Origin of the sequence: Candidatus Regiella insecticola LSR1 (assembly GCF_000143625.1) — a bacterium.
In the GTDB taxonomy this organism is placed as follows: domain Bacteria; phylum Pseudomonadota; class Gammaproteobacteria; order Enterobacterales; family Enterobacteriaceae; genus Regiella; species Regiella insecticola.
This window is the reverse complement of the sequence record NZ_GL379592.1, coordinates 48930-71577: the sequence shown is the minus strand read 5'-3', so window position 1 is coordinate 71577 and position 22648 is coordinate 48930. Positions and strand designations below refer to the sequence as shown.

The following is a 22648-nucleotide window of genomic DNA, read 5'->3' as shown; positions in this document are numbered from 1 at the left end:
AAATTTATTCCACCGTTACCGATTTAGCGAGATTACGGGGTTGATCGACATCGGTTTTTTTGATCAAGGCAACATGGTATGACAGCAGCTGTAATGCCACGGTATAAAAAATAGGGGCGATAATATCGTCTACTTGTGGTAATTGAATCGTTTTTATCCCTTTACTTTCGTTAAAAGCCGCTGCTTTATCGGTGAAAATAGACAATTCACCCCCTCGAGCACGGATCTCTTCAATATTCGATTTTAATTTCTCTAGCAATGAATTCTTTGGCGCAATAACAATCACTGGCATGTTTTCATCAATCAGCGCTAAGGGGCCATGTTTTAATTCACCCGCCGCATAAGCTTCCGCATGAATATAGGAAATTTCTTTTAGCTTCAAGGCTCCTTCCATGGCAATCGGATATAACTCACCTCGGCCAATAAACAAGGCATGCTTTTTATCATAAAAATTGTTTGCCAAATTGGCGATGCTGTTATCCCAGGTTAATATTTCTGTAATTTTTACTGGCAGTGTTTGTAACGCATGCACAATTTTGTGCTCTACCGCTTCTGGCCTGCCTTTTTTCTTACCCATAAAAGCCACTAACATCAACAATACAGCCAATTGGGTCGTAAAGGCTTTCGTCGAAGCAACACCAATCTCAATACCCGCTTTGGTCATCAATGCCATATCAGATTCACGTACTAACGAGGATCCCGCTACATTACAGATAGCCAACGAAGCTAAGTAGCCTAGTGTTTTTGATAAACGTAATGCCGCGAGCGTATCGGCGGTTTCACCCGATTGCGATAAGGTAATTAACAAACTGTTGGCGCGAACCACCGGTTGGCGATAACGAAATTCAGAGGAAATTTCTACATCGCAAGGGATCCCCGCTAAAGATTCAAACCAATAACGAGCAACCAGGCCAGCATGGTAAGAGGTACCACAGGCGACGATTTGAATATGTTGCACATTGGTTAGCCGATCAGCGATATCACTGCCTAATTCAGAGAAATCGATTTTGCCATTATTGATACGATCCGTGAGCGTTTGTTGCAGCGCTAGCGGCTGCTCATGGATTTCTTTTTGCATATAGTGGCGATAGAGCCCTTTATCTCCCGCATGATATTGCGCTTGGGGCGCTGTTTCAGCCCGTTGCACTGCGTTACCTTGACCATCAAAAATAGACAGGCTGCTATGCGTCATTTCCACCAGATCGCCTTCGGCCAGATAAATAAATCGACGGGCAACCTTTAATAGCGCTAATTCATCAGAGGCGATAAAATTTTCTCCCTCGCCACAACCAATCACCAGTGGGCTGCCTGATCGGGCAGCGACTAAGCGAGCGGGATCACGACTATCCATCACCACAACACCATAGGTACCGGATAATTGAGCAACAACAGGTTGCATCACCTCGAGAAGTGAGCCCCCTTGCTGTCGTTGTTGCCAATCTATTAGATGGGCAATCACCTCGGTATCAGTCTCAGAAGTAAAATTATAACCACGATGAATTAATAAATTACGTAATGATTCATAATTTTCGATAATACCATTATGAACCACGGCAATATGCGTCGACAGATGAGGATGAGCATTCAGCTCTGACGGTTTACCATGCGTTGCCCAGCGCGTATGCGCTATGCCGGTATTACCCAGCAAAGGTTGTGTTTTAGCGGCATCCGCTAAGGATTGTACTTTGCCTGTTCGGCGCAAGCAGGTCATTTTTCCTTCGCTATCGACAACGGCTAAACCGGCTGAATCATAACCACGGTATTCAAGCGCCTGCAAACCCTTAATCAATATTTCAGTAATATTACGTTGCGCTACGGCGCCAACAATTCCACACATCAGCTTATACTCATACATTAAAAATATTAAAATAGGCTCTATACCCTTTGCCTTTCAAATTACGGCGGCGTTGGCTGCGGGTGCTCGCCTTCATGATCTATCTACGATCATCGGTCGCCCTGGCAGCCGAAGGGTATGACAAGTCACTTAAGCTTTTTTTTCGGCCGCTGCCATTGCTTAATATGACGTTGTTTAACACGGCTTAATATCAACTCATGTGCCTCGGCATTATCGGTCACTGTTGTACCTGCCCCAACAGTGACACCATGAGCGAGCGTTACCGGGGCTATCAATTGGCTATCAGAGCCGATAAACACATCATCGCCAATGATGGTTTTATGTTTATTAGCACCATCATAATTGCAGGTAATAGTTCCAGCACCAATATTCACACCAGAGCCAATTTCAGCATCGCCTAAATAAGAAAGATGATTCGCTTTAGAGCCTTTACCTAATTGCGTATTTTTTATCTCGACAAAATTACCGACCTGAGCCTTTTCGGCTAATTCACTCCCTGGACGTAAACGAGAGAATGGCCCAACACGACAAGCGCTATTTAAGCAGGCATTTTCTAATATGCTGTAAGGTTCAATGTGACAATCGTTGCCGATCACCGAATTTTTTAACACACACCCAGTGCCGATCCATACCCGATCACCCAAGCTGACACGGCCTTCAATAATAACATTAGTATCGATAGTGATATCGCGGCCATAAGACAATTCTCCCCTTAAATCAAAACGGCTAGGATCACGTAATTTCAAGCCTGACAAGAGGAGTTTTGTTGCTTGTTCCGATTGAAATATCCGTTCAAGATTGGCTAACTGTAAATGATTATTGACGCCTTCCACTTCACTCACGCGGGCGGGATGAATCGCCGTTATTTTTTTATTCTCAGCACAAGCGAAGGCAATAATGTCAGTAAGATAAAATTCTCCCTGCGCATTATCGTTATTCAGCATAGATAACCAACGTTTTAGATCGCCGCCAGTAGCCACCAAAATACCACTGTTGATTTCATTGATTTCCCGTTGATGCTCGTCAGCGTCTTTATGCTCGATAACGCCAATCAATTCACCCTTTTTACGTAAAATTCGACCGTAACCACAGGGATCATCCAATTTGGCGGTTAGCAGGCAGATACCACCGACGGGTTTAGCACTTAACAGTCGCTTCAATGTCTCTAACAATATCAATGGCACATCACCATAGAGAATGAGAACATCTTCATCATCGGAAAAATAAGGCGCAGCCTGCAACACAGCATGTCCGGTGCCCTGCTGTTTTTGTTGTAATACCCAGTTCAATCTAGGATCAGGCAGCGCTTTTTTTAGTAATTCGCCTGCATGGCCATAAATGATATGAGTACAGCGGGGCTTTAATTTTAAGACCGTATCAATCACGTGTTGGATGAGCGCTTTACCTGCCAGGGGATGTAATACTTTAGGCAAATCTGAACACATTCGTGTCCCTTTGCCGGCAGCAAGAATAACGACACTTATCGGACGGTTTGACATAAATAATCTTTCTTTGGTGTTGTATTTTAACTAACGTTATTGATGATCAATCGATAAAATTTTATTTATCACGATTGTTAGGCGTAGTAACGAATTTTTCGCCCTTACTAATATCCCCTCTCAACTCATCCAGCATGTTGTCCAGTGCTTGTTGCTCAAAAGCACTCAATTTGCCTATTTTTTCACGTTTACAAATTCCTTCCTTACCCAGTAAAACAGGCTGAGCAAAAAAACGGGTATGTTCACCATTACCGTCAACATCAACGTAAGCGCATTCAATAATACCTTTTTCACCCTGGAATGCGCGCACCAAAGAAAGTGCAAAACGCGCGGCGGCCTGTGCCATAGAGAGAGTGGCGGATCCGCCTCCGGCTTTGGCTTTTACTACTTCAGTTCCCGCGTTTTGAATACGCTTAGTCAGGTCAATAACCTCTTGCTCAGAAAAACTCAGGCCAGAGATCTGTGATAGCAACGGCAAAATAGTGGCACCCGAGTGCCCGCCGATCACGGATACATTGATTTCTTCGGGTTGTTTTCCCTTTGATTGAGCAACAAAAGTACAGGCTCGTAAACTATCTAGCGCTGTAATACCAAAGAGTTTATTTTTATCGTAGACTCCCGCTTTTTTCAGCACTTCAGCCGCGATGGGAACCGTGGTGTTAACCGGATTAGTAATAATACCAATTAACGCTTTTGGACAGGTTGTGGCTATTTGCTCCACTAAATTTTTTACAATACCGGCATTGACGTTAAAGAGATCATCACGTTCCATCCCTGGTTTACGTGCTACACCCGCGGCGATCAAAACAATATCCGCTTCTTTTAGCGCGTCGGTTGCATCTGTCCCCGTAAATCCTTCAATTGTTACGGCAGTTGGAATATGACTCAGATCAGCAGCAACCCCTGGAGTAACCGGCGCAACATCATAAAGAGAAAGCGCTGAGCCTTTAGGCAATTGTGTTTTAAGTAACAGAGCGAGCGCTTGACCAATACCGCCTGCGGCACCAAGAACAGTAACTTTCATCGTAATACTCCTAAATTTACATTAACCAGCAAGAAATCTATACCCTTCGTCTTTGAAGTTGCCTTCGGCTGCCAGAGCGACCGACCGATGAGCATAGATATACTACCTGATTCGGCGAAGCATCCACAGTCAACAACGCGGTGGCTTCAAAGACGAAGGGTATATAGCCGAATCAGTTTAATTTGATTCAAGGCGAAGGAGCGCAGACAGTACAAATAGTACGGCAAGCGACGACAACACTTAAATCAAATTAAACTGGTTTGGCTATATTGTGATGGACTCTAGGTTATTGCGTTACTAAACACAATAGGATTTTAGCAAAACAAACTTCCACCGCTTCCTTCTATAGAGACTATTCGAAATTTTTTTTGAGCGGCGTTCAAGTGATGAAAAAACGGAGTAAAAAGATAGAAGCCTTGGTTCATTATCACTATTTTGGTAATGACACAGGGTGTGATGGCTGGCATTGATTTGGCTAATCTACTGTGGCAGGGGGATGTCAACAGCACGGATATTGGCTGAAAGAGGGGTATAATTTTTGTGGAAAATATTGGCAAATTAATGCAAATATCTGCCTATCATTGAATTTAGATACTAAATGAGGAGCCGCAGCCACAGGTCGTTTTCGCGTTAGGATTGCTCACAATAAAGCGTGATCCTTCTAACCCTTCGGTGTAGTCAACTGCTCCCCCTACCAAATATTGGAGACTCATGGGGTCGACGACTAATACAACACCTTGTTTTTCAATAGTCATATCTCCGTCGTTTATTTTTTCATCAAAAGTAAAACCATACTGAAACCCACTACATCCCCCGCCGGTAATGTAAACACGTAGCTTCAGACGCGGATTATTTTCATAGTCTATCAGTCGCTTAACCTTGTTAGCTGCTGCTTCGGTAAACTGCACAGGCATTGGCGCGGTGTTTTCACTCATCTTTTATATTCTCTACCCTGTTCAAGTTGCATGTTGCTAGCGTTAAAAAGCATTAGCCTGATGAGGATAATACCTTTTGTTTTTTATACCCTTCGCCTTTGAAGCCGCCGTGTTGTTGGCTACGAGCCATCGCCTTCATTGTATATCTACGCTCATCGGTCTCACATCCTGACCGCTAGCGGCAACTTCAAAGGCGAAGGGTATATTAAAGCCGGTGAAATCTCTTGTGCCCGCTGATACTTTAAACTTCTTGCAAACCTACTGCGCGGTGTGAATTTCTGCATTATAGCCAAATCAGTTTAATTTGATTCGGCTATATACACCGGTGCCGACAACCCTCATGTACTCGCATGAGCACTACGGTTGCTGTGCGCCGGGCACCTTGAACTATTTTGCAAGAAGTCTATGTATTCACTGTACCCAGCATCAACTCACCGGTATCAGTTCAGGCTGTATTTCTTTAATTTTTTACGTAATGTGCCACGGTTAATGCCCATCATTGTAGCAGCACGTGTTTGATTGCCACGAGTGTATTGCATTATCTGATCTAACAGAGGTTGTTCAACTTCAGCCAAGACTAATTCGTACAGGTCGTTAACATCCTGACCATTAAGCTGTGCTAAATAATTTTTTAAGGCCTGTTTAACTGAGTCACGCAAAGGTTTTTGCGTAGCTTTATCTGATAAAATTCCAGGCACGATAGTCGGTACTTCAATATCTACTTGTTGTTCTAATTCAGCATTTCTTTGTTGTTCAAACATAGTTCTGTCCGCTCTTTTTTTGTTTATGCAAGATTTTCGAAATATACCTTCAACGCCTCTAGCTTCTTCAATGGCATTGAATGTGCGCCGGAACTGGTCGTTTGGGGCGTGTTCTTTGAGATACCAAGACACGTGCTTACGAGCAATACGAAATCCTTTACCTGGACCATAAAAGTCATGCAATTCTCGTATGTGATTGTTTAACAAGTGCTGCACTGTTTCTAATGGCATTGGTGGCAGCAACTCCCCAGTGTCCAGATAATGCTGGATTTCCCGGAAGATCCAAGGTCTTCCCTGAGCAGCGCGACCTATCATCAAGGCATCTGCCCCAGTATAGTCGAGTACCACTTTGGCTTTATGCGGGTTAGTAATGTCACCATTGGCTATTACAGGAATAGTGACATTTTGCTTAACAGCACGAATGCTATCGTATTCCGCCTCACCATTAAATAGGCAAGAACGGGTTCGGCCATGAATAGTCAAAGCCTGTATACCACAGCACTCGGCCAATTGAGCAATTTCTACACAATTACGGTTTTCAGGAACCCAACCAGTACGTATTTTCAGTGTTACAGGCACATCCACCGCATCGACTACCGCAGTAATAATTTGTTTAACCAAATTGGGATACTTTAGTAACGCAGATCCTGCTAATTTGCGGTTAACCTTTTTAGCGGGACATCCCATGTTGATATCAATGATTTGAGCGCCGTTTGCCACATTGATTTTGGCCGCCGCCGCCATCTCATCGGGATCACTACCGGCAATTTGTACGGTACGAATTCCTGCTTCATCTTTATGTATTCTACGTAAACGCGACTTATCGGTTTGCCATACTTCCAGGTTGGAAGAAAGCATTTCAGATACTGCCATTCCAGCGCCCATTGCTAAACACAATGCCCTGAAGGGACGGTCTGTAATACCCGCCATCGGAGCAGCGATCAAGCAATTGTTAAGCTGTAATTGTCCAATATACATAGTTGACATCCTCCGCGCCATCAATGGCGCGGATTCCTACCGCGTTCAGATCGAGGCTTGACTCGCCTCAGTGGGTTCCTATTTCATAGAGCGGCCTAGCTGCGCCGACTCTCCACAGGCTTAATATCCCGCATGCCCTGAGGTATTGACTGCCGTCATAGCTATGCCGAAGCTTTCGCTGTTAGCCGCAGCATTTTAACACAGGTTAGTTGGAAAACCAGGCCTTATATCCCCACCCTAAAGGCCGAGGTTTTACGCCATACCGGATAAAAGATAACCGTACTTGATACGTAAAGGCGCGTATGTTACGCATTTTTACTCTAAGATGAAAGGACAAACTTTAAGCAATTGATGTAAAAAGATCAATAAATGATGAACCATTACTAATCAATTTTAATTTTTTATATAACAATTAATTAAATGTACTTATTGCTGTCATATAGCCAAATCATTCTAATTTGATTATAAGTGTTGTCGTCGCTTGCAGTACTGTTTGTAATGTTTGCGCTCCTCCGTAGAATTTATAGGTTGGGTAAATCAACTCATCATTTTGGTGGTACAAAAGCTAAACACAGGGTGATTGTTTCACCTTGTTTCGTTATAAAGTTATAGTCATATTTTTGTGACAAATTGAGAGTAGGAAAATCTTTTTTTACGTTACTAAAATCGGCTTGCTGGCAATTCATTCCGCTCTCACTCAGGAATAATCCCCCGTCAGTTATAATGTTTTCTTCAGTGATATCTACATTATAAACATTAGGTTTTTGTTGATTTGACCACTTAGTCGTAATTTCCGGGTGATCAGGCGCATAAAATATTAACCACTCAGATAGGTTTCCTCCTCCCACATATTTTAATGGCACATTATAGTGTTTCTGCCATAAATTATTTAATTCTAAGCTGATAGGTTTTATATAATTACGCTTCGAACCTGCTCCACGAATATCTTTAGTGAGTACTAAAACGTAACCGGAAACAACCAGAATGGCAAAAAATAATAAGCCTAAATTTATTTTATTCCAGCATTTTATTTTTTCTACATTTATAAATAGCAATGTTAATAGCGGTGCTATAATTGAAAAAGGTTGTAACCATTCTGTTATCCGTCCACCGTTATTAAAAAGAAAATAAATGAATATTATAAAAACAGGTGGCAATAAAACGAAAATAACCGCTCGCTTTTCTTTTGTATTCGGTGATTCTATTTTTCCACCGAGTGGAAATAAAATTAATCCCACTATAATCACCGGATAAAAAACAGACAAAAAAGCAATAAAAATTTTGCCATTGAGACCTGGATCTATTTGTGAACCAACCCAATCAAATGCAGCAAAATCATGTTCATAAAGCCACAGAGCATTAGGTGCAATGATACAAATGAACAGCAGAATTGAAAAATAAAATTCTTTATATTTAAAAGCTTTCCTGCCTTCTTTAGTTATTAAAATATAAGACAGCATAAAAGGTAAAAAAGATAATGAAGAATATTTTGACATTGTTGCTAACCCACAAAATAATGCGAGTAATAACCAATATTTTTTATTGTCATAAATTGCTTTAATAAAAAAAAGGAATAGATAGGGCCAAAGCATAACAAGTAGATAATTATCGTTATAGGGAATTATATCAAAATTAATAATACCACTTATATTTAAACTCATTAAGGAAAAAAAAGCCATAACATGACAATAAAAAAGACGTAAGCTCAGTAACCATATTCCAAACATACCAATAGATATAGCGAGAAAATGTGTTGCATACCAATAAAAATCAAAGGGAATCAGTTTATTAAAAAACAAGGCAGGGAGCATTGCCGCACCGACTAGATAAGGATTTTTTGGTGAACCAAACTCATAGTTGCTTGCCCAATTTAATGCCTCAATAGCATCATAGGGTACGGATGGATCAAAAAGATAACTCGCGAATGTCCATGCAATGGCATAAAAAACGATAAAAAAAAGAGCAGGCATTATGCTAGAATTATGTACCTTCATGAATTTATTGCCTTAATTTATTCAATAATTTTTGTATTATTTTAACGTAGAACATACTGATTTACCATGATATACCCACAGTCCTTCACGTTGCCGCTAGGCGAACCCCTGCAGTCAACAACGCGGGGTTCAAAGGCGAAGGGTATAACGGAGGGTGATGATTTTTATATGTCAGTAAGTATCTTGAATTCACATTTTCGTAGAAATTAACTTCAATTATATCTATTGTCCTTGTCGTTTAATTGGAGGTTTTATAGGGGTATGCTATCATGAATTTTTTTGGCCTAGTTGCTGGCATTTTTATTAAATGAATTGTACCGAATGAAAGTGAAAATATTATTGTTATCACTATATTTATTTTAGATGAAAATAAATATAAGTGCTGATGATATTTTTTTAAAATTTGAAATGAATTTTTATTACAACCAGATTTTATTATTAAATAAAATTAAAAATAGGATAAGAGATGATTAATAATGATGTACTACGTAGTATTCGCTATATGCTTAATGTTAATGATGCTAAAATAGTCGACATTATTAAATTAACAGGTTATCAGATTAATAATCTAGATGTTATTAGTTTTCTTAAAAAAGACAATGAAGCAGGTTATCAATATTGCTCTGATGAGGTAATGGTACATTTTCTTAATGGTTTGATTTTTTTAAACGTGGTAAAAATGATAAATTTCCGCTTCCTAATATTGAAGTTAAATTAAATAATAATATTTTTTTAAAAAAATTACGGGTGGCTTTTTCGTTGAAAGATAGTGATATGCATGCTCTCTTTCTTTCGGTTGATTTTCCTGTAAGCAAACCGGAATTAAATGCGCTTTTCCGCAAAGAAGGCAGTAAAAATTTTCGTTTATGTGGCGATCAACTATTACGTCATTTTTTAAAGGGACTCACTCTACGTATTCGCAGTTAGACTTCTTACATATCAAAATGCTCATTTGCTCCCTTGTTTTGTACAAAAAAGGCAACTGTGTTTTTTCGCCCATTTTTTCCTCGCCTAAGTGTCGCTTAAGAAGATTTGGAATAGGCTCTTAAAAATTAAATGATCTTTGCATAATTATGGCTTATGCGGTATAAATTGATTTAAAATAAAGGGTCAGAAAACAAGGTATCGATATCACATAGTCGCTTTCTGCGAAGGGCTTTAGCTTGAGCCCATTTGTGCTCAATGGGATTCATGTCAGGAGAATACGTGGGGAGATATTCGAGAATAAAGCCAGCTTTCTGTATAGCAGTCTGGATGTCTTGGCGTTTATGGAAGCGCACATTATCCATCACAAGGACTGCCCCTGGAGGGGATTTTGGCAGTAAATCTTGGGTGACCCAGGCATAAAAAATATCGCTGTTGATATGGCAGTCGAAGGTACAAACCGTAGTTAATTTTCCGTTAAGCTGTGCACCAATGACATTAGTACGTGCTTTGGCATGGCAATCGTGTTGGCCGTAACAGCGCTTCCCTTTCACTGAATAACCATAAAGACGCGGCATATCATGAGCAAAACCGCTTTCATCCACGTTAGCCCTGGAGCTTAGTCTGAAAATCTTTTCGAGCTTGGACGTCGGCTTTGGGGGGATAAAATGTTTTTTTTATAGCTAAAACCCGCCCGCTTTAAGGCATCACAGATACCCCTGGCACTCACACCCATCCGTGGCGCCCGCTCGTGCTGAGACGCGTCAGGGTAGGTTTCCACATCCAGAATCAACGCCGCTCTGTTTATTTTGGTAGCGGGTTTATTACGCGTCAAACAAGGCTCCAGGCGTTTCGCCCATCGCATCAAACTGGCACTTCCTACACCAAAACGGTCGGCGGTTTCAGCATAAGTGAGGGCTTCTTTCTTTTTGAAAGCCAATACATGTTGACGAAATTTTAAGGGATAAGTCATTTTGGTATTTATAGGTCAATAAATCATTTCGATATTGTACGTCAATTTATAACACCTAAGCCATATCAATCCTTTTTGAGGATATTGAGTATCAATTTTGTACCTCATAATCAGCGGTTGTTGATGATCAATGGCTTGATAGCGTTGTTCAAAAACGATGTATCGGGTGATATCTTTGGGCTGAGTTATGAGGGTGAGGGTGGATTGAGAAGGGAGCGCTATTTTTTCCCGCGTGAGGGGATTTTGAGTATCAAGCACATCGGGTAGATGACACAAGGGCAGATAAATGTGTTGCAAGCGCGATGCGTCTTAATTTCTGATAGCCAAAAGAGATTTCGATAGTAGTAAAGATGCTCAAGACCCTCAGACGCCACCTGCATCAATAAATCTCCCTTAAACCAGGCATACTTCTCACCGAAAAAAAGAACGTGGACATCAGTACGATTGGTATCTTCAAACAGCGTACCGGGCTTGTTTGCCGTATGAAAAAATTGTTCGTCGTAGGTAGAATAGTAAACCTGATCGCTCTTTTCATCACCGATCAGTGAAAGTTTTTTTACTGGAATATAATTCGGCGAAAAATGGGTATTTTGAATCATGAGTCGCAAATAGCGTCTTGTCAGTTCTAATTTTTTCCTTGCTGGAGACATGCGCTTCGTCTCCTTCTTAGGATCAAGGATCTGGATGGTTTGTTTTGTTAGATAATAAATAAACTGATCCGCGTTAAATTCTCTAACAATACGCTTACATGAATTTTTCTCATCACACTTTATGCTAATAATTCCCAAGGGAAGCTGAAAAGTGATGTTGGTGTTAGCGCGATCAATAACCTTTATCGCAATGCTATTTTTGTCCCCGTATTCATCTGCGTTAACGTCAAACAATTTATAACCCTCATTAGTCACCTCAAATGACATCTCAGGAATATAGGGATGATTAGCATTGATGATCCAAACGATATTTGGGTTACTACGTGCGATGGTAATATCAGCCTGTCCCCGATTGAATACCAAAAAAATCGTTGCACTTCCCTGCTCCGAGCCATAAAAGCGGTAATGTAAATAGTTTTTGCTAACCGAATCTGTGATTTTTTGATCTTCTTTAATCCCCTGTAGCATCACGTTGTAATTGTTATTACCGAAATAAATGTTGATATCCGTTTTTTCATAGTGATACTGAAGATCATTGATCAGCATCCAGTCGAAACCCACCTTCTGCTCGAGTTTGCTCAAAATAGAAAGAGGATTGGGTATGTTCAAGCTTCGATAGACCTCTTCGGAAACTATCATTTATCTAATTTCCATGTTATAAATTGCAGCAATCAGATTAAATCTTAATCCAAAACGTTTTCGCCTGTTTCGATAACGGTCTGATACAATTTTAAATCTTTTAATCATACCAATGACATGTTCGTTTAATACACGCTGGCTTGATAACGCACGATTGTTGCGTTTATCTTCTTTTGTTAAGGGATTTTTCTTTGTCTTTTTCTTAGGCAACGCCGAGTTTGAATGAATCTTGCCAAGCCCTTGGTAACCTGTATCGGTAACTGTTTTGATGTCAGGATGTATTCGCACACCAGACTCCTTAAACAACCTAAAATCATGGCGCCTCCCATTCGTAAAGCTTGTACAGATGACTGCTTTACTTTTTTTATCAACGAGCACTTGTGTTTTTAAGGTGTGTCGTTTCTTTTTTCCTGAGTAAAACGGCTTTTGTTTTTTTGGGGACGTTCAATCGGCGTTTCTGTGGCATCAATAAGAACCAGCTCATACTCCCTATCCCTTTTTAATACAGCTTTGCGTCCAGGTAGGGCAAAATCAGGATGCTTTATTAGCGTATTCTCTATCCATTTAATCGTTTCATAGCATGTGCTCTCACTCACGCCATAGCTTTGGCTGACATGAAAATAAGTGCGATATTCTCGTATATACTCCAGTGCCATTAATAAGCGCTCTTCTAAACCCCGCTTGGGTTTCCGACCTCCTTTCCCTTGCTTACTCTTATCTGCTTCATTCAATATCTTTATCATCTTTTCAAATGTACTGCGTTTAACACCCGTTAAGCGACGAAATTTTTCCTCTTCCAGTACTTTTATTACTTCATATTTCATGGCGGCTCCTTGTTCAGGAGTGTTTTACCAAAATTCTTATATGAATGCTAGTTTCCGAAGAGGTCTGATGAAATAAATAAATGAAATGGGGATCTTTTTCAGCAAAAAAACGCATGGCATCAAACTCAATATCACCACGCTGATTCATAAAGGCTACTACTGCCTTATACTTAGGATCAATTTTAGTTCGAGGTGTCTTGGGTAAGATCACTGTATTCACGGCAGGTTGATCGCCTATGGGGAGATCAGCGATAGTAATGGCTTGGTTTTCTTCTATTCCGCTTAATGCTCTCAGATTGATGTAATGAACAGGGTCATAAGGATCCGCTTTGTTAATGGTTAGATCTTTCCCTTGAGCCGTTTTTTTGTGCATTTGTACACCGATATCATCAAAGATGACATAGGGTCTTCTGGTATTCTCCAAATGAATTCTTTTCATTACCGCGCCCTCGACAGGCACCAATACCTTATCATTAACGACAGTAAAGCCGCCCTGCTCAAAACCCTGTTTTATTTGATTAAATTTGATTCCGCACAGTTGTGCTTTGGTAATATTGTCAGTATTTTCTCCTAAGAGATAACTGACTTCTTCACTCAGTTTAGATAAACCATAACCGGCACCAATGACGATCAAAAAAGGAGCCAACGTTGGACTAAAACCAAGAGACCATAAACTTCCCACGGTGAATGCAAAGTTCACCCCATCGAATGCCATTCTGACGATAGCGTGACTGCGTTGCAGATCATTTTTGGCTTGATAGTATTCATAGCTATTGAATACAAAACTAATGGCCGTTAATGCAAAACTGGTTGTTGTGGTAGCGTTCCCTATTTTTTTTATAGCCGGCGAGGAGGCAATACGATAACTGGGATTCCATAAAGCATTAATGGTTCCGGTAAAACGCTTGAATAGCCAGTCGTTTTGTACAGCAGACTCCAGTAATCTTTCACTACCATCAGTCAGAGTAGAGGCCATGCTGCTGATGTTATTAATATCGCCTAATAAAGAGATCCAAGTGTGCAGTTTTATGGCGAAAGAGAGCGGTTCTTTTTTCTCGTGAGTGACGGAGACTGCTTGGCTAAAAAAATGGTAAATAGACAGGATTGAATCGTCAAAATTGGCAAAGCCTCCAGTTCCACCGGTACGGCCAACCGCTCTGGCAATCTGGCTTTTTTTCTTCATCAATGGGTGATGGTGCTTAATCAATGCAATTTTTTTATCTAAATACATCCTCATCTCAGCAAAAAAAGGCTCCCGAGTGGTGATATCGGTTATATTATGGTCAGAAATGTTTAAATAGCTGATAGTGTAGAGTTGATCGATCGGATCATATCGCAGTGTCGAAAATAAGATCACCCACTCTCCTGGCGCGAGTCGGCTTTCGTTCAATACATTATGATTGATACGTTTCCATGCCTGATGTTGCGAGTACAGGACAGCATAATCGAAACTGGGATGATTTCCTGCCCGCCAATGTAATTGCATGGCTCTCAGTATGTCATTACTGTTGATATAATTTTCTAGCCCCAGGGGGCTGTCCCGTTGCTGCAAGCTGGGTTTAGGCTCCCACAATGAGTAATAGTAACGTTTGAGCGGAGCATGAGGTGTTTGAGCGGTATTTTGCAGGCTGTTTAAATTGATCTCGAGGCTGTCGACGCGATGCCTAGCCTGTTTTATAAGATTGTCTCTGGTGCCGACTTGGCTATCCGGCAATAAAAGCCCTTCCAGGCTACCCAAAAAAATGGCTTTAATGGCGGCTTTACTTTTCATTCCTTGACGTATGCTCGTCGCACTGCCGTCTTTATTGAGATTAAGGTTGAAAAAGGTGATACGTTTGCTGCTGACCCGCCATTGAAGGCACCCAAAAGCGTGATCTCGCGCAGTCTGTGTTGGAAAAAGGGTATTGACGAGCAGATTGAATTCAATTTTACCGCAACTAAAATCAAGCAGTTCATACCACTGTGTGTAAGTTTCAACTTCAAGGCTCAGCCTTAATGCCTGCATCACTACCGAGATCTTGGTAAGATCAGGATCGCTGATGATAAGCTCGTGATCCACTGCACCCATCGCGGCGATGAGTGCCATGCTCTCGGCAACAGTCACCACCACACCTTGCTTAATACTGTCTAGCATCCCTTTAGCTGTTGCTTGATCTATCCATCCATCGAGTTTGTGAGGATCCTTCATCCACTCTTCTAGTTTTTCAGGGGGAATCAGAGGAATTTCCATCACGGAACCCAGCGCAAAAGGGGTTGGGTTAAATGTCGCCATAGCGATGATTTTATTGCGCATCACCCTATCTTCGACAAGAGGCCGAGTGGTATAAGACAGCGTCATATTGGTCGATCTCGTGGCGATCCCAACTTTGTCACTTTCTATTACATTTTCCCACGTTATTTCGGCTACGGCTGAGTTATCTGCGCTGACTACAGGCAATTTTCCCTGCCATTGACGCCCCATGCTATCAACAGTAAAAAGCTTTTCTTGCACCACAATGCGATCAATGCTTATTTTACGATCACTCTTATCAAAAGCATCATAGAGACTTTTGATAAAGCGATGATTGTTGCTTGCTATCAGGTTTGGCTCTGGTTGACAAGCCACCAGGATCAGCTATTCTGTCCTAGTGATATTGATCGGCAGCATCGCTTTCAATGATGCTGTAATTTTTAAGGCATGTAAGAGGGGTATAGGCTGACCGTTTCCAGCCCACACAATATATTTTCCCTTATTGACTCTAGCCAGGGTATCGGGTTGTAGGCTAAGGGTATTTTTAGCTTCATCGTAACGATACCAATCGCTAATATCTCTGTTTTGATGGTATAAAAACCGCGCCGTTTTGGTGCTAATCTCATCATTATGAATTTGTATAATATATTGGCCGCCATATTGAGGGCTGTTAGAAAAGGGTTCAAGATAATACATGGGTCCCATTAATTGCGAGCGTGATACCTCTTCGGTTAATGGGGTGATAGCATTGAAAGAAGGCGTGAACTTTTTTTGAAAGATCAGGGCATTGGTTGGCCGTATCGGCTGACCCTTTTCATTAAGTACCGGATCGAGCATATTATCCAATAGTTGAGCATAAGCAACATTATAGGCAGGGGTGCCCAACAGTTCAGGGCTAGTTTGTTCATATTGATTTAGAATATCCCAACGGTAAGAAAGAACCGCCTTAGCACTGAGCTGTAGATTTGCGCGTTTTATCTCTGCCTCAATCTCAGAAATAAGAGATTGCCGTAAAGCTGGCTCGGTTAGCTTGAGAGTGAGGGGATTGTATTTTTCAATGATGGCATATGTCTTAGCAAAATTGCTTAATAAGTGAGTAATAAATGGAATGCCTTCTTGATCATCAAACTTTTTTACGGCCACCGCTTTGGCATAACCATCAGCGTAACAACAGCGAAAAAAAGGGTCGACTTTGACGACACCAAGGCTTTTAAACAAGGGAATTTTCTTTTCTATAGCACGTTGTATTATCGTTTCTATTTTTGTCCGTCTTGCTGAATCAATATTGTAAACCGGGTAGTCCTTAATCAACTTTTCACGGGCGAGTATTTTGCTGGTACCCGTTTCCGGATCGGTTTTTTCCATTAATGCATCTAGGATACAACTGGCAATGACTGCTTTGCTTTCCACACCTTGAGGATCCTGAATACTGGTCTGAATTAAGCTTCGGTGCCCAACATTAAATAGTTTTTCATCGATCTCGGGCAACACATTGGTCGCTAAATAAATGCCGCCTTCTTTTTGTAACACCTATAAGCCCAGTATTTCGCTGGCAGTAATCAGATTTCCTCGTCGAACCAACTCTGTTAAATAATAAGAGGGCGAAGGAAAAAAAGCATCCTCACTGAGGATAATGGTGATATCCGTTGTTGGATTCGCTTTCCTCAGAAAGTACTGAGCAGATGATAGCCTGTTTCTATTGGCATCATAGCTGTTGTCTAACTCTTCAGCAGTGCCTAGCCCTCTTTCTTGACAAAATGCTTTGACACAATTATCGAAACTATTAGCAAAACTTTCTATTCCTGCCTCTGTGGCTACTCTGTTTCTTATGTAGTTAAAAGCATCGTTTTGCCAGGAAAAAAGGGCTGTTCGAAAAGCCTTACCGGAATGGTTTAACGTTTCTTTACTGGCTTTTTTTTGTAGTCGTACAGCAAGCTCTCTCGCTAAAAATGCATATTTATCCGTATGAATTTTGATGACATAATCTGGATTCGCTGCTATCCAAAGATTAATATAGTCCCGCTGAATGTGTGTTATTTCACACAGGCAAACAAAATGGAGTATTTTAGGGACAGCGGTCATGAGGGTATTTTTACGTGCTAAAAGTATATTAGACCTCTTCGGAAACTATCATTTATCTAATTTCCATATTATAAATTGCAGCAATCAGATTAAATCTTAATCCAAAACGTTTTCGCCTGTTTCGATAACGGTCTGATACAATTTTAAATCTTTTAATCATACCAATGACATGTTCGTTTAATACACGCTGGCTTGATAACGCACGATTGTTGCGTTTATCTTCTTTTGTTAAGGGATTTTTCTTTGTCTTTTTCTTAGGCAACGCCGAGTTTGAATGAATCTTGCCAAGCCCTTGGTAACCTGTATCGGTAACTGTTTTGATGTCAGGATGTATTCGCACACCAGACTCCTTAAACAACCTAAAATCATGGCGCCTCCCATTCGTAAAGCTTGTACAGATGACTGCTTTACTTTTTTTATCAACGAGCACTTGTGTTTTTAAGGTGTGTCGTTTCTTTTTTCCTGAGTAAAACGGCTTTTGTTTTTTTGGGGACGTTCAATCGGCGTTTCTGTGGCATCAATAAGAACCAGCTCATACTCCCTATCCCTTTTTAATACAGCTTTGCGTCCAGGTAGGGCAAAATCAGGATGCTTTATTAGCGTATTCTCTATCCATTTAATCGTTTCATAGCATGTGCTCTCACTCACGCCATAGCTTTGGCTGACATGAAAATAAGTGCGATATTCTCGTATATACTCCAGTGCCATTAATAAGCGCTCTTCTAAACCCCGCTTGGGTTTCCGACCTCCTTTCCCTTGCTTACTCTTATCTGCTTCATTCAATATCTTTATCATCTTTTCAAATGTACTGCGTTTAACACCCGTTAAGCGACGAAATTTTTCCTCTTCCAGTACTTTTATTACTTCATATTTCATGGCGGCTCCTTGTTCAGGAGTGTTTTACCAAAATTCTTATATGAATGCTAGTTTCCGAAGAGGTCTATTGGATAAAAAACCACTGTATCGCTTTTCACCGTTTTTATTATGAATAAAAATCCATTTCTCAAGGCAATCCAACATTTCAAATAAAAGCTTGGTTTCTTCTACGGGGGGTAAAGGGTGAATTGCAGCTAAGTAGTGATTTCTGACTGTTATAAATTTTCTATAATAATCTTTTCTATTATACTTCGACTCATCTAAGGTGATGTTTTCTAGTTGCTTAATGACATCGCTGTATTCCATTATTTTACGGCTCCATTTCATTTGATGTTTTTATAATAAAAATTAATACTGTATTTATAATTTTATTCTGGTTATAAAAATATATTTTTATAACCTAATTCTAAGACTTTCTTGGTAATAACGCATAAGTGTTAATTTGATAAATTAATTCAGTTATTTAGAAATAATAAATGAAATGTATTTAATAGCGTTGTTTTTTAAATCAGACATATAAATAATTTGTGATTTATTTTTATATGATGAAAAAATAAATATTTGAATTTACTTTTACGGAATATCATATTAATAGAAATGTTTTTATCGATTTTAATTCATATAGAGCAATAAAGAATAACTGCTATTTTAATTACATCGGAGAGAATGGGTAAACATTATCTGCAAGGCGCCCCATCGTGCGAAATGCTACGCCAATTTTATGCAAAATGCAAAAATTGGCGCCTCTCCCATCACCGATCAAAATACTCGCACTCTGGCTTTCTATTTAAAGTTCGAGGCCAGTGAAATTTACAATAGACTTCTTCGGAAACCTACTGCGTGACGCGAATCCTGCGTTGCCCGGTGCGCGCAATCCTCATGTACTTCATGTTAACGAAGGTTGCTGTGCGCCGGGCGCCTTGACTCCGCATAACGAACTACGGTTTCCAAAGAGGTCTAATGAAATTTTATTCACCCGCAATTTTCATCGGTCGCAATAACACTGAACCACATTGAATATTACTACGGGTTTCGATATCGCTACCGATACTGACAATATTACGCAGCATATCTTTCAAGTTACCGGCAATAGTGATCCCACTGACCGGATATTGAATTTTACCCTTATCAACCCAAAATCCGGCCGCACCACGCGAGTAGTCACCGGTAACCGTATTGACACCGTCCCCCATCAGTTCTGTGACTAATAAACCTGTACCCAGTTGCTTTAGCATACTGGTAAAATCCTTCTTCTGAAAATCTTTCTCCTGACTGGAAATCAGCCAATTGTGGATCCCGCCTGCATGGCCGGTGCTTTTTAAGCCCAATTTACGGGCAGAATAACTGCTCAATAGGTAAGTTTGCAGTACGCCATCTTTAACAATATCTTGTGTTACCGTCCGTAACCCTTCACTATCAAAAGGGGAAGATGCTAGCCCACCGAGTAAATGTGGCTTTTCTTCTATTGTCAGCCAATCAGGTAAAATTTGTTTACCCAGATGATTGAGCAGAAAAGTGGATTTACGGTAAATATTGCCGCCACTGATAGCAGAAACCAAATGGCCAAATAATCCCGTTGCTACTTCTGCGGCAAATAATACTGGCGCTTTTCTAGTGGATAATTTAACGGTACCCAACCGGGATAATGCACGACGCGCACATTCTTGACCGATCCACTCAGGATTTTTCAGATCTGATATTTTGCGGCTAACGCTATAAGCGTAGTCCCGCTCCATTTGACCATCTTTTTCGGCGATCACACTGCAGGAAAGTGAATAGCGGCTGGAACAATAACTTTGTAACATGCCATGACTATTACCAAAAACTCTAATACCATAATGATTATTGAAATTACCCCCTTCAGAATGGGTGATACATTTATCAAAGCTTAATGCGGTCTGCTCTGCTTGCGCTGCCAGTTTAATGCCATGATCAACATCCAAATCGCTTGCATGCAAAAGATCCAAATCTGGTGCCTCAAAGGCCAGCAGCTCTTTATCTGCGATCCCTGAAAAGGGATCGCTTGAAGTATGATGTGCTATATCCAGCGCGGCTTTCACTGTACGTTCAATCGCATGAGGACTGAGATCTGTTGAAGATGCACTCCCTTTGCGTTGTTGGTGATAAACAGTGATACCTAGCGCACCATCACTGTTGAATTCCACGTTTTCTACTTTACTAGAGCGGGTGCTGATGCTGATACCCGTTGTTTTCGTGATGGCAACTTCAGCAGCATCAGAAGAAAGGCTGGCCAGCTGCAATGCATGCTCAACGGCTTGTTCTAGTGTTTTACATTGTTTTGTAACTTGAGTGTTCATTGCTTTTTTCACCGCTCGACTCTCGTTATTGAGGAAGAAATAAATTATGCGACTTAGTCTAACAGGAACTATGTCACCTGACACGAGCTGTGGAAATATACCCTTCGCCTTTAAAACCGCCGCGTTGTTGGGCTGCAGGTGTTCGCCCGTATCATTTAGTATTCACGCCCTAGCCGCCTAGCGGTGATTTGAAAGACGGTGGGTATAAATACACCTCGGCTGGCTTTAACGGTTCAGGACTTGAGCACTTACATTGCAAGGCGTATAATGCCCCTCTTTTGAGCGCCTCATTTGTTTAAATGAGGGGGATTTGGCATAAAAGTCTTTTTTCAGTGGATATTTTTTGCTGATAGCAGTTTCTTATCTGATTTTATCCGGAGTGCCGTAAAACCTCGGCCATGTCCTATATGAAGCTCGCGCTGATTTGATTTTTTGGAGAAAATAGATATGTCCCGAATTTGTCCGGTTAGTGGCAAACGCGCAATGCGTGGTAATAAACGCTCTCATGCGATGAACGCAACTAAACGAAGTTTTAATGTAAATCTACAAAGCCACCGTTTTTGGGACACAGAAAAAGGACGTTTTGTAAAACTACGTATATCTACCAAAGCTATGCGTACTATTGATAAGCACGGTATCGAAAAGGTAATGAAGACACTTGACGCTAAAGGCGTAAAGTATTGAGGAATTGAATCATGGCTAAAAGTAGTTGCGAGAAAATTAAGCTGGTTTCTTCTGCCGGTACGGGTCATTTCTATACGACTACAAAAAATAAACGTACTTGCCCAGATAAATTTGAATTCAAAAAATTTGATCCAGTCATTCGTAAACACGTTCTATACAAAGAAGCTAAAATCAAATAATTTTGGTGGATTAAAACGACTGGCTTTGATTGAGTTGAATAAGATGACCATCCACACCCTGCGACGATAAGTCGACAGGGTGTTTTTTTACAGTTCGAAATTCTCCATTTATAGCAGCTAGCGCTAACAATAGACCTCTTCGGAAACTAGCATTCATGAGGAATTTTGGTAAAACACTCCTGAACAAGGAGCCGCCATGAAATATGAAGTAATAAAAGTACTGGAAGAGGAAAAATTTCGTCGCTTAACGGGTGTTAAACGCAGTACATTTGAAAAGATGATAAAGATATTGAATGAAGCAGATAAGAGTAAGCAAGGGAAAGGAGGTCGGAAACCCAAGCGGGGTTTAGAAGAGCGCTTATTAATGGCACTGGAGTATATACGAGAATATCGCACTTATTTTCATGTCAGCCAAAGCTATGGCGTGAGTGAGAGCACATGCTATGAAACGATTAAATGGATAGAGAATACGCTAATAAAGCATCCTGATTTTGCCCTACCTGGACGCAAAGCTGTATTAAAAAGGGATAGGGAGTATGAGCTGGTTCTTATTGATGCCACAGAAACGCCGATTGAACGTCCCCAAAAAAACAAAAGCCGTTTTACTCAGGAAAAAAGAAACGACACACCTTAAAAACACAAGTGCTCGTCAAGCTTTACGAATGGGAGGCGCCATGATTTTAGGTTGTTCAAGGAGTCTGGTGTGCGAATACATCCTGACATCAAAACAGTTACCGATACAGGTTACCAAGGGCTTGGCAAAATTCATTCAAACTCGGCGTTGCCTAAGAAAAAAACAAAGAAAAATCCCTTAACAAAAGAAGATAAATGCAACAATCGTGATTTATCAAGCCAGCGTGTATTAAACGAACATGTCATTGGTATGATTAAAAGATTTAAAATTGTATCAGACCGTTATCGAAACAGGCGAAAACGTTTTGGATTAAGATTTAATCTGATTGCTGCAATTTATAATATGGAAATTAGATAAATGATAGTTTCCGAAGAGGTCTATTGTAAAACCACAGAATGTGCAATTAGCTCCGCCACACCCGGAAAAAATGAGCAGGTGGGGTTTTGTTTTGAGGGAGGGGGTGATTAATGGTGATGATACAGATAGGACTAAAACACAAGGTAATTAAAATTTTTATCTTTTAGCAAAATTCGCCGTAAACCCACGCCCAATAAGGGCGGGGATATAAGGCGAAAAGCCTGAAAGGCTT

The 22648-nt window shown here is 40.7% G+C and carries 17 protein-coding genes and 4 pseudogenes; 4 read left to right on the top strand and 17 right to left on the bottom strand.

The genetic code is table 11. The features are described from left to right. Positions 1 to 4: 4 nt before the first annotated feature. From glmS to REG_RS06030, 7 genes and pseudogenes are all read right to left on the bottom strand, one after another. Positions 5 to 1837 carry a glutamine--fructose-6-phosphate transaminase (isomerizing) gene (glmS, locus tag REG_RS06060; protein ID WP_039907751.1) on the bottom strand — a complete coding sequence of 611 codons (1833 nt, stop codon included), beginning with the start codon at positions 1835 to 1837 and terminating at the stop codon, positions 5 to 7. A 143-nt stretch (positions 1838 to 1980) separates the two neighbouring features. Then, complete coding sequence (gene glmU, locus REG_RS06055) at positions 1981 to 3354, bottom strand: bifunctional UDP-N-acetylglucosamine diphosphorylase/glucosamine-1-phosphate N-acetyltransferase GlmU (protein ID WP_006704846.1); 1374 nt, start codon at positions 3352 to 3354, stop codon at positions 1981 to 1983. Between the two features lie 61 nt (positions 3355 to 3415). After that, the gene (mdh, locus tag REG_RS06050) at positions 3416 to 4378 is read right to left on the bottom strand and encodes a malate dehydrogenase (protein WP_006704845.1); all 963 of its coding nucleotides are present in this window, start codon (positions 4376 to 4378) and stop codon (positions 3416 to 3418) included. Positions 4379 to 4965: 587 nt separating this feature from the next. Continuing rightward, entirely contained in the window at positions 4966 to 5313 is a 348-nt protein-coding gene (gene erpA, locus REG_RS06045) for an iron-sulfur cluster insertion protein ErpA (RefSeq protein WP_006704844.1), read from the bottom strand. A gap of 440 nt (positions 5314 to 5753) precedes the next feature. Then, entirely contained in the window at positions 5754 to 6074 is a 321-nt protein-coding gene (gene fis / locus REG_RS13305) for a DNA-binding transcriptional regulator Fis (protein WP_006707796.1), read from the bottom strand. A 23-nt stretch (positions 6075 to 6097) separates the two neighbouring features. Continuing rightward, positions 6098 to 7052: pseudogene (gene dusB / locus REG_RS06035) on the bottom strand (tRNA dihydrouridine synthase DusB). Between the two features lie 545 nt (positions 7053 to 7597). After that, positions 7598 to 9046, bottom strand: coding sequence for a glycosyltransferase family 39 protein (locus tag REG_RS06030; protein WP_006704842.1), 1449 nt, complete (start codon positions 9044 to 9046; stop codon positions 7598 to 7600). 466 nt (positions 9047 to 9512) lie between these two features. On the opposite strand from REG_RS06030, the pseudogene REG_RS06025 reads away from it, so the two are divergent. Beyond that, positions 9513 to 9973 (top strand): annotated as a pseudogene (locus tag REG_RS06025) (DUF1456 family protein). A gap of 170 nt (positions 9974 to 10143) precedes the next feature. On the opposite strand, the gene REG_RS06020 reads toward REG_RS06025, so the two are convergent. The 10 genes and pseudogenes from REG_RS06020 to pmbA all read right to left on the bottom strand — a co-directional run bounded on the left by REG_RS06020 (position 10144) and on the right by pmbA (position 20562). Continuing rightward, on the bottom strand, positions 10144 to 10575 hold the full coding sequence (locus tag REG_RS06020; RefSeq protein WP_006704140.1) for a transposase: 432 nt from the start codon (positions 10573 to 10575) through the stop codon (positions 10144 to 10146). Between the two features lie 14 nt (positions 10576 to 10589). Continuing rightward, the gene (locus REG_RS06015; protein WP_006704355.1) at positions 10590 to 10943 is read right to left on the bottom strand and encodes an IS630 transposase-related protein; all 354 of its coding nucleotides are present in this window, start codon (positions 10941 to 10943) and stop codon (positions 10590 to 10592) included. A gap of 218 nt (positions 10944 to 11161) precedes the next feature. Continuing rightward, positions 11162 to 12232 (bottom strand): hypothetical protein, encoded by a 1071-nt coding sequence (locus REG_RS06010; RefSeq protein ID WP_006704840.1) that lies wholly within the window; start codon positions 12230 to 12232, stop codon positions 11162 to 11164. Next, positions 12233 to 13056 (bottom strand): IS5-like element ISRein1 family transposase gene (locus REG_RS12185; RefSeq protein WP_260200023.1). Its coding sequence is split into 2 segments (ribosomal slippage): positions 12233 to 12669 and positions 12669 to 13056, totalling 825 coding nucleotides; the frame shifts between segments, so codons are not numbered across the junction. A 13-nt stretch (positions 13057 to 13069) separates the two neighbouring features. Further along, positions 13070 to 15661, bottom strand: coding sequence for a TcdA/TcdB pore-forming domain-containing protein (locus REG_RS05995; protein WP_006704839.1), 2592 nt, complete (start codon positions 15659 to 15661; stop codon positions 13070 to 13072). 9 nt (positions 15662 to 15670) lie between these two features. Next, the gene (locus REG_RS14250; RefSeq protein ID WP_260200234.1) at positions 15671 to 15982 is read right to left on the bottom strand and encodes a C80 family cysteine peptidase; all 312 of its coding nucleotides are present in this window, start codon (positions 15980 to 15982) and stop codon (positions 15671 to 15673) included. Positions 15983 to 16243: 261 nt separating this feature from the next. Continuing rightward, positions 16244 to 17368 (bottom strand): annotated as a pseudogene (locus tag REG_RS14245) (TcdA/TcdB catalytic glycosyltransferase domain-containing protein); the annotation flags it as partial. A gap of 52 nt (positions 17369 to 17420) precedes the next feature. Continuing rightward, positions 17421 to 18244 (bottom strand): IS5-like element ISRein1 family transposase gene (locus REG_RS12180; protein ID WP_260200023.1). Its coding sequence is split into 2 segments (ribosomal slippage): positions 17421 to 17857 and positions 17857 to 18244, totalling 825 coding nucleotides; the frame shifts between segments, so codons are not numbered across the junction. 36 nt (positions 18245 to 18280) lie between these two features. Further along, positions 18281 to 18550 (bottom strand): hypothetical protein, encoded by a 270-nt coding sequence (locus REG_RS05970; RefSeq protein ID WP_039907570.1) that lies wholly within the window; start codon positions 18548 to 18550, stop codon positions 18281 to 18283. Between the two features lie 662 nt (positions 18551 to 19212). Continuing rightward, the gene (gene pmbA / locus REG_RS05965) at positions 19213 to 20562 is read right to left on the bottom strand and encodes a metalloprotease PmbA (protein ID WP_039907749.1); all 1350 of its coding nucleotides are present in this window, start codon (positions 20560 to 20562) and stop codon (positions 19213 to 19215) included. A gap of 447 nt (positions 20563 to 21009) precedes the next feature. On the opposite strand from pmbA, the gene rpmB reads away from it, so the two are divergent. From rpmB to REG_RS12175, 3 genes and pseudogenes are all read left to right on the top strand, one after another. Further along, positions 21010 to 21246, top strand: a complete 237-nt coding sequence (gene rpmB / locus REG_RS05960; protein ID WP_039907568.1) for a 50S ribosomal protein L28 — start codon at positions 21010 to 21012, stop codon at positions 21244 to 21246. 11 nt (positions 21247 to 21257) lie between these two features. After that, on the top strand, positions 21258 to 21425 hold the full coding sequence (gene rpmG / locus REG_RS05955) for a 50S ribosomal protein L33 (protein ID WP_006704834.1): 168 nt from the start codon (positions 21258 to 21260) through the stop codon (positions 21423 to 21425). Between the two features lie 196 nt (positions 21426 to 21621). Then, positions 21622 to 22416: pseudogene (locus REG_RS12175) on the top strand (IS5 family transposase). The last annotated feature ends 232 nt before the right edge of the window (positions 22417 to 22648 follow it).

Coding starts and splice junctions, on each gene's coding strand:
- glmS (WP_039907751.1), bottom strand. CDS start 1,837: ATGTGTGGAATTGTTGGCGCCGTAGCGCAACGTAATATTACTGAAATA.
- REG_RS05970 (WP_039907570.1), bottom strand. CDS start 18,550: ATGGAATACAGCGATGTCATTAAGCAACTAGAAAACATCACCTTAGAT.
- REG_RS06030 (WP_006704842.1), bottom strand. CDS start 9,046: ATGAAGGTACATAATTCTAGCATAATGCCTGCTCTTTTTTTTATCGTT.
- REG_RS06010 (WP_006704840.1), bottom strand. CDS start 12,232: ATGATAGTTTCCGAAGAGGTCTATCGAAGCTTGAACATACCCAATCCT.
- mdh (WP_006704845.1), bottom strand. CDS start 4,378: ATGAAAGTTACTGTTCTTGGTGCCGCAGGCGGTATTGGTCAAGCGCTC.
- REG_RS14250 (WP_260200234.1), bottom strand. CDS start 15,982: ATGTATTATCTTGAACCCTTTTCTAACAGCCCTCAATATGGCGGCCAA.
- fis (WP_006707796.1), bottom strand. CDS start 6,074: ATGTTTGAACAACAAAGAAATGCTGAATTAGAACAACAAGTAGATATT.
- rpmB (WP_039907568.1), top strand. CDS start 21,010: ATGTCCCGAATTTGTCCGGTTAGTGGCAAACGCGCAATGCGTGGTAAT.
- rpmG (WP_006704834.1), top strand. CDS start 21,258: ATGGCTAAAAGTAGTTGCGAGAAAATTAAGCTGGTTTCTTCTGCCGGT.
- pmbA (WP_039907749.1), bottom strand. CDS start 20,562: ATGAACACTCAAGTTACAAAACAATGTAAAACACTAGAACAAGCCGTT.
- REG_RS06015 (WP_006704355.1), bottom strand. CDS start 10,943: ATGACTTATCCCTTAAAATTTCGTCAACATGTATTGGCTTTCAAAAAG.
- glmU (WP_006704846.1), bottom strand. CDS start 3,354: ATGTCAAACCGTCCGATAAGTGTCGTTATTCTTGCTGCCGGCAAAGGG.
- erpA (WP_006704844.1), bottom strand. CDS start 5,313: ATGAGTGAAAACACCGCGCCAATGCCTGTGCAGTTTACCGAAGCAGCA.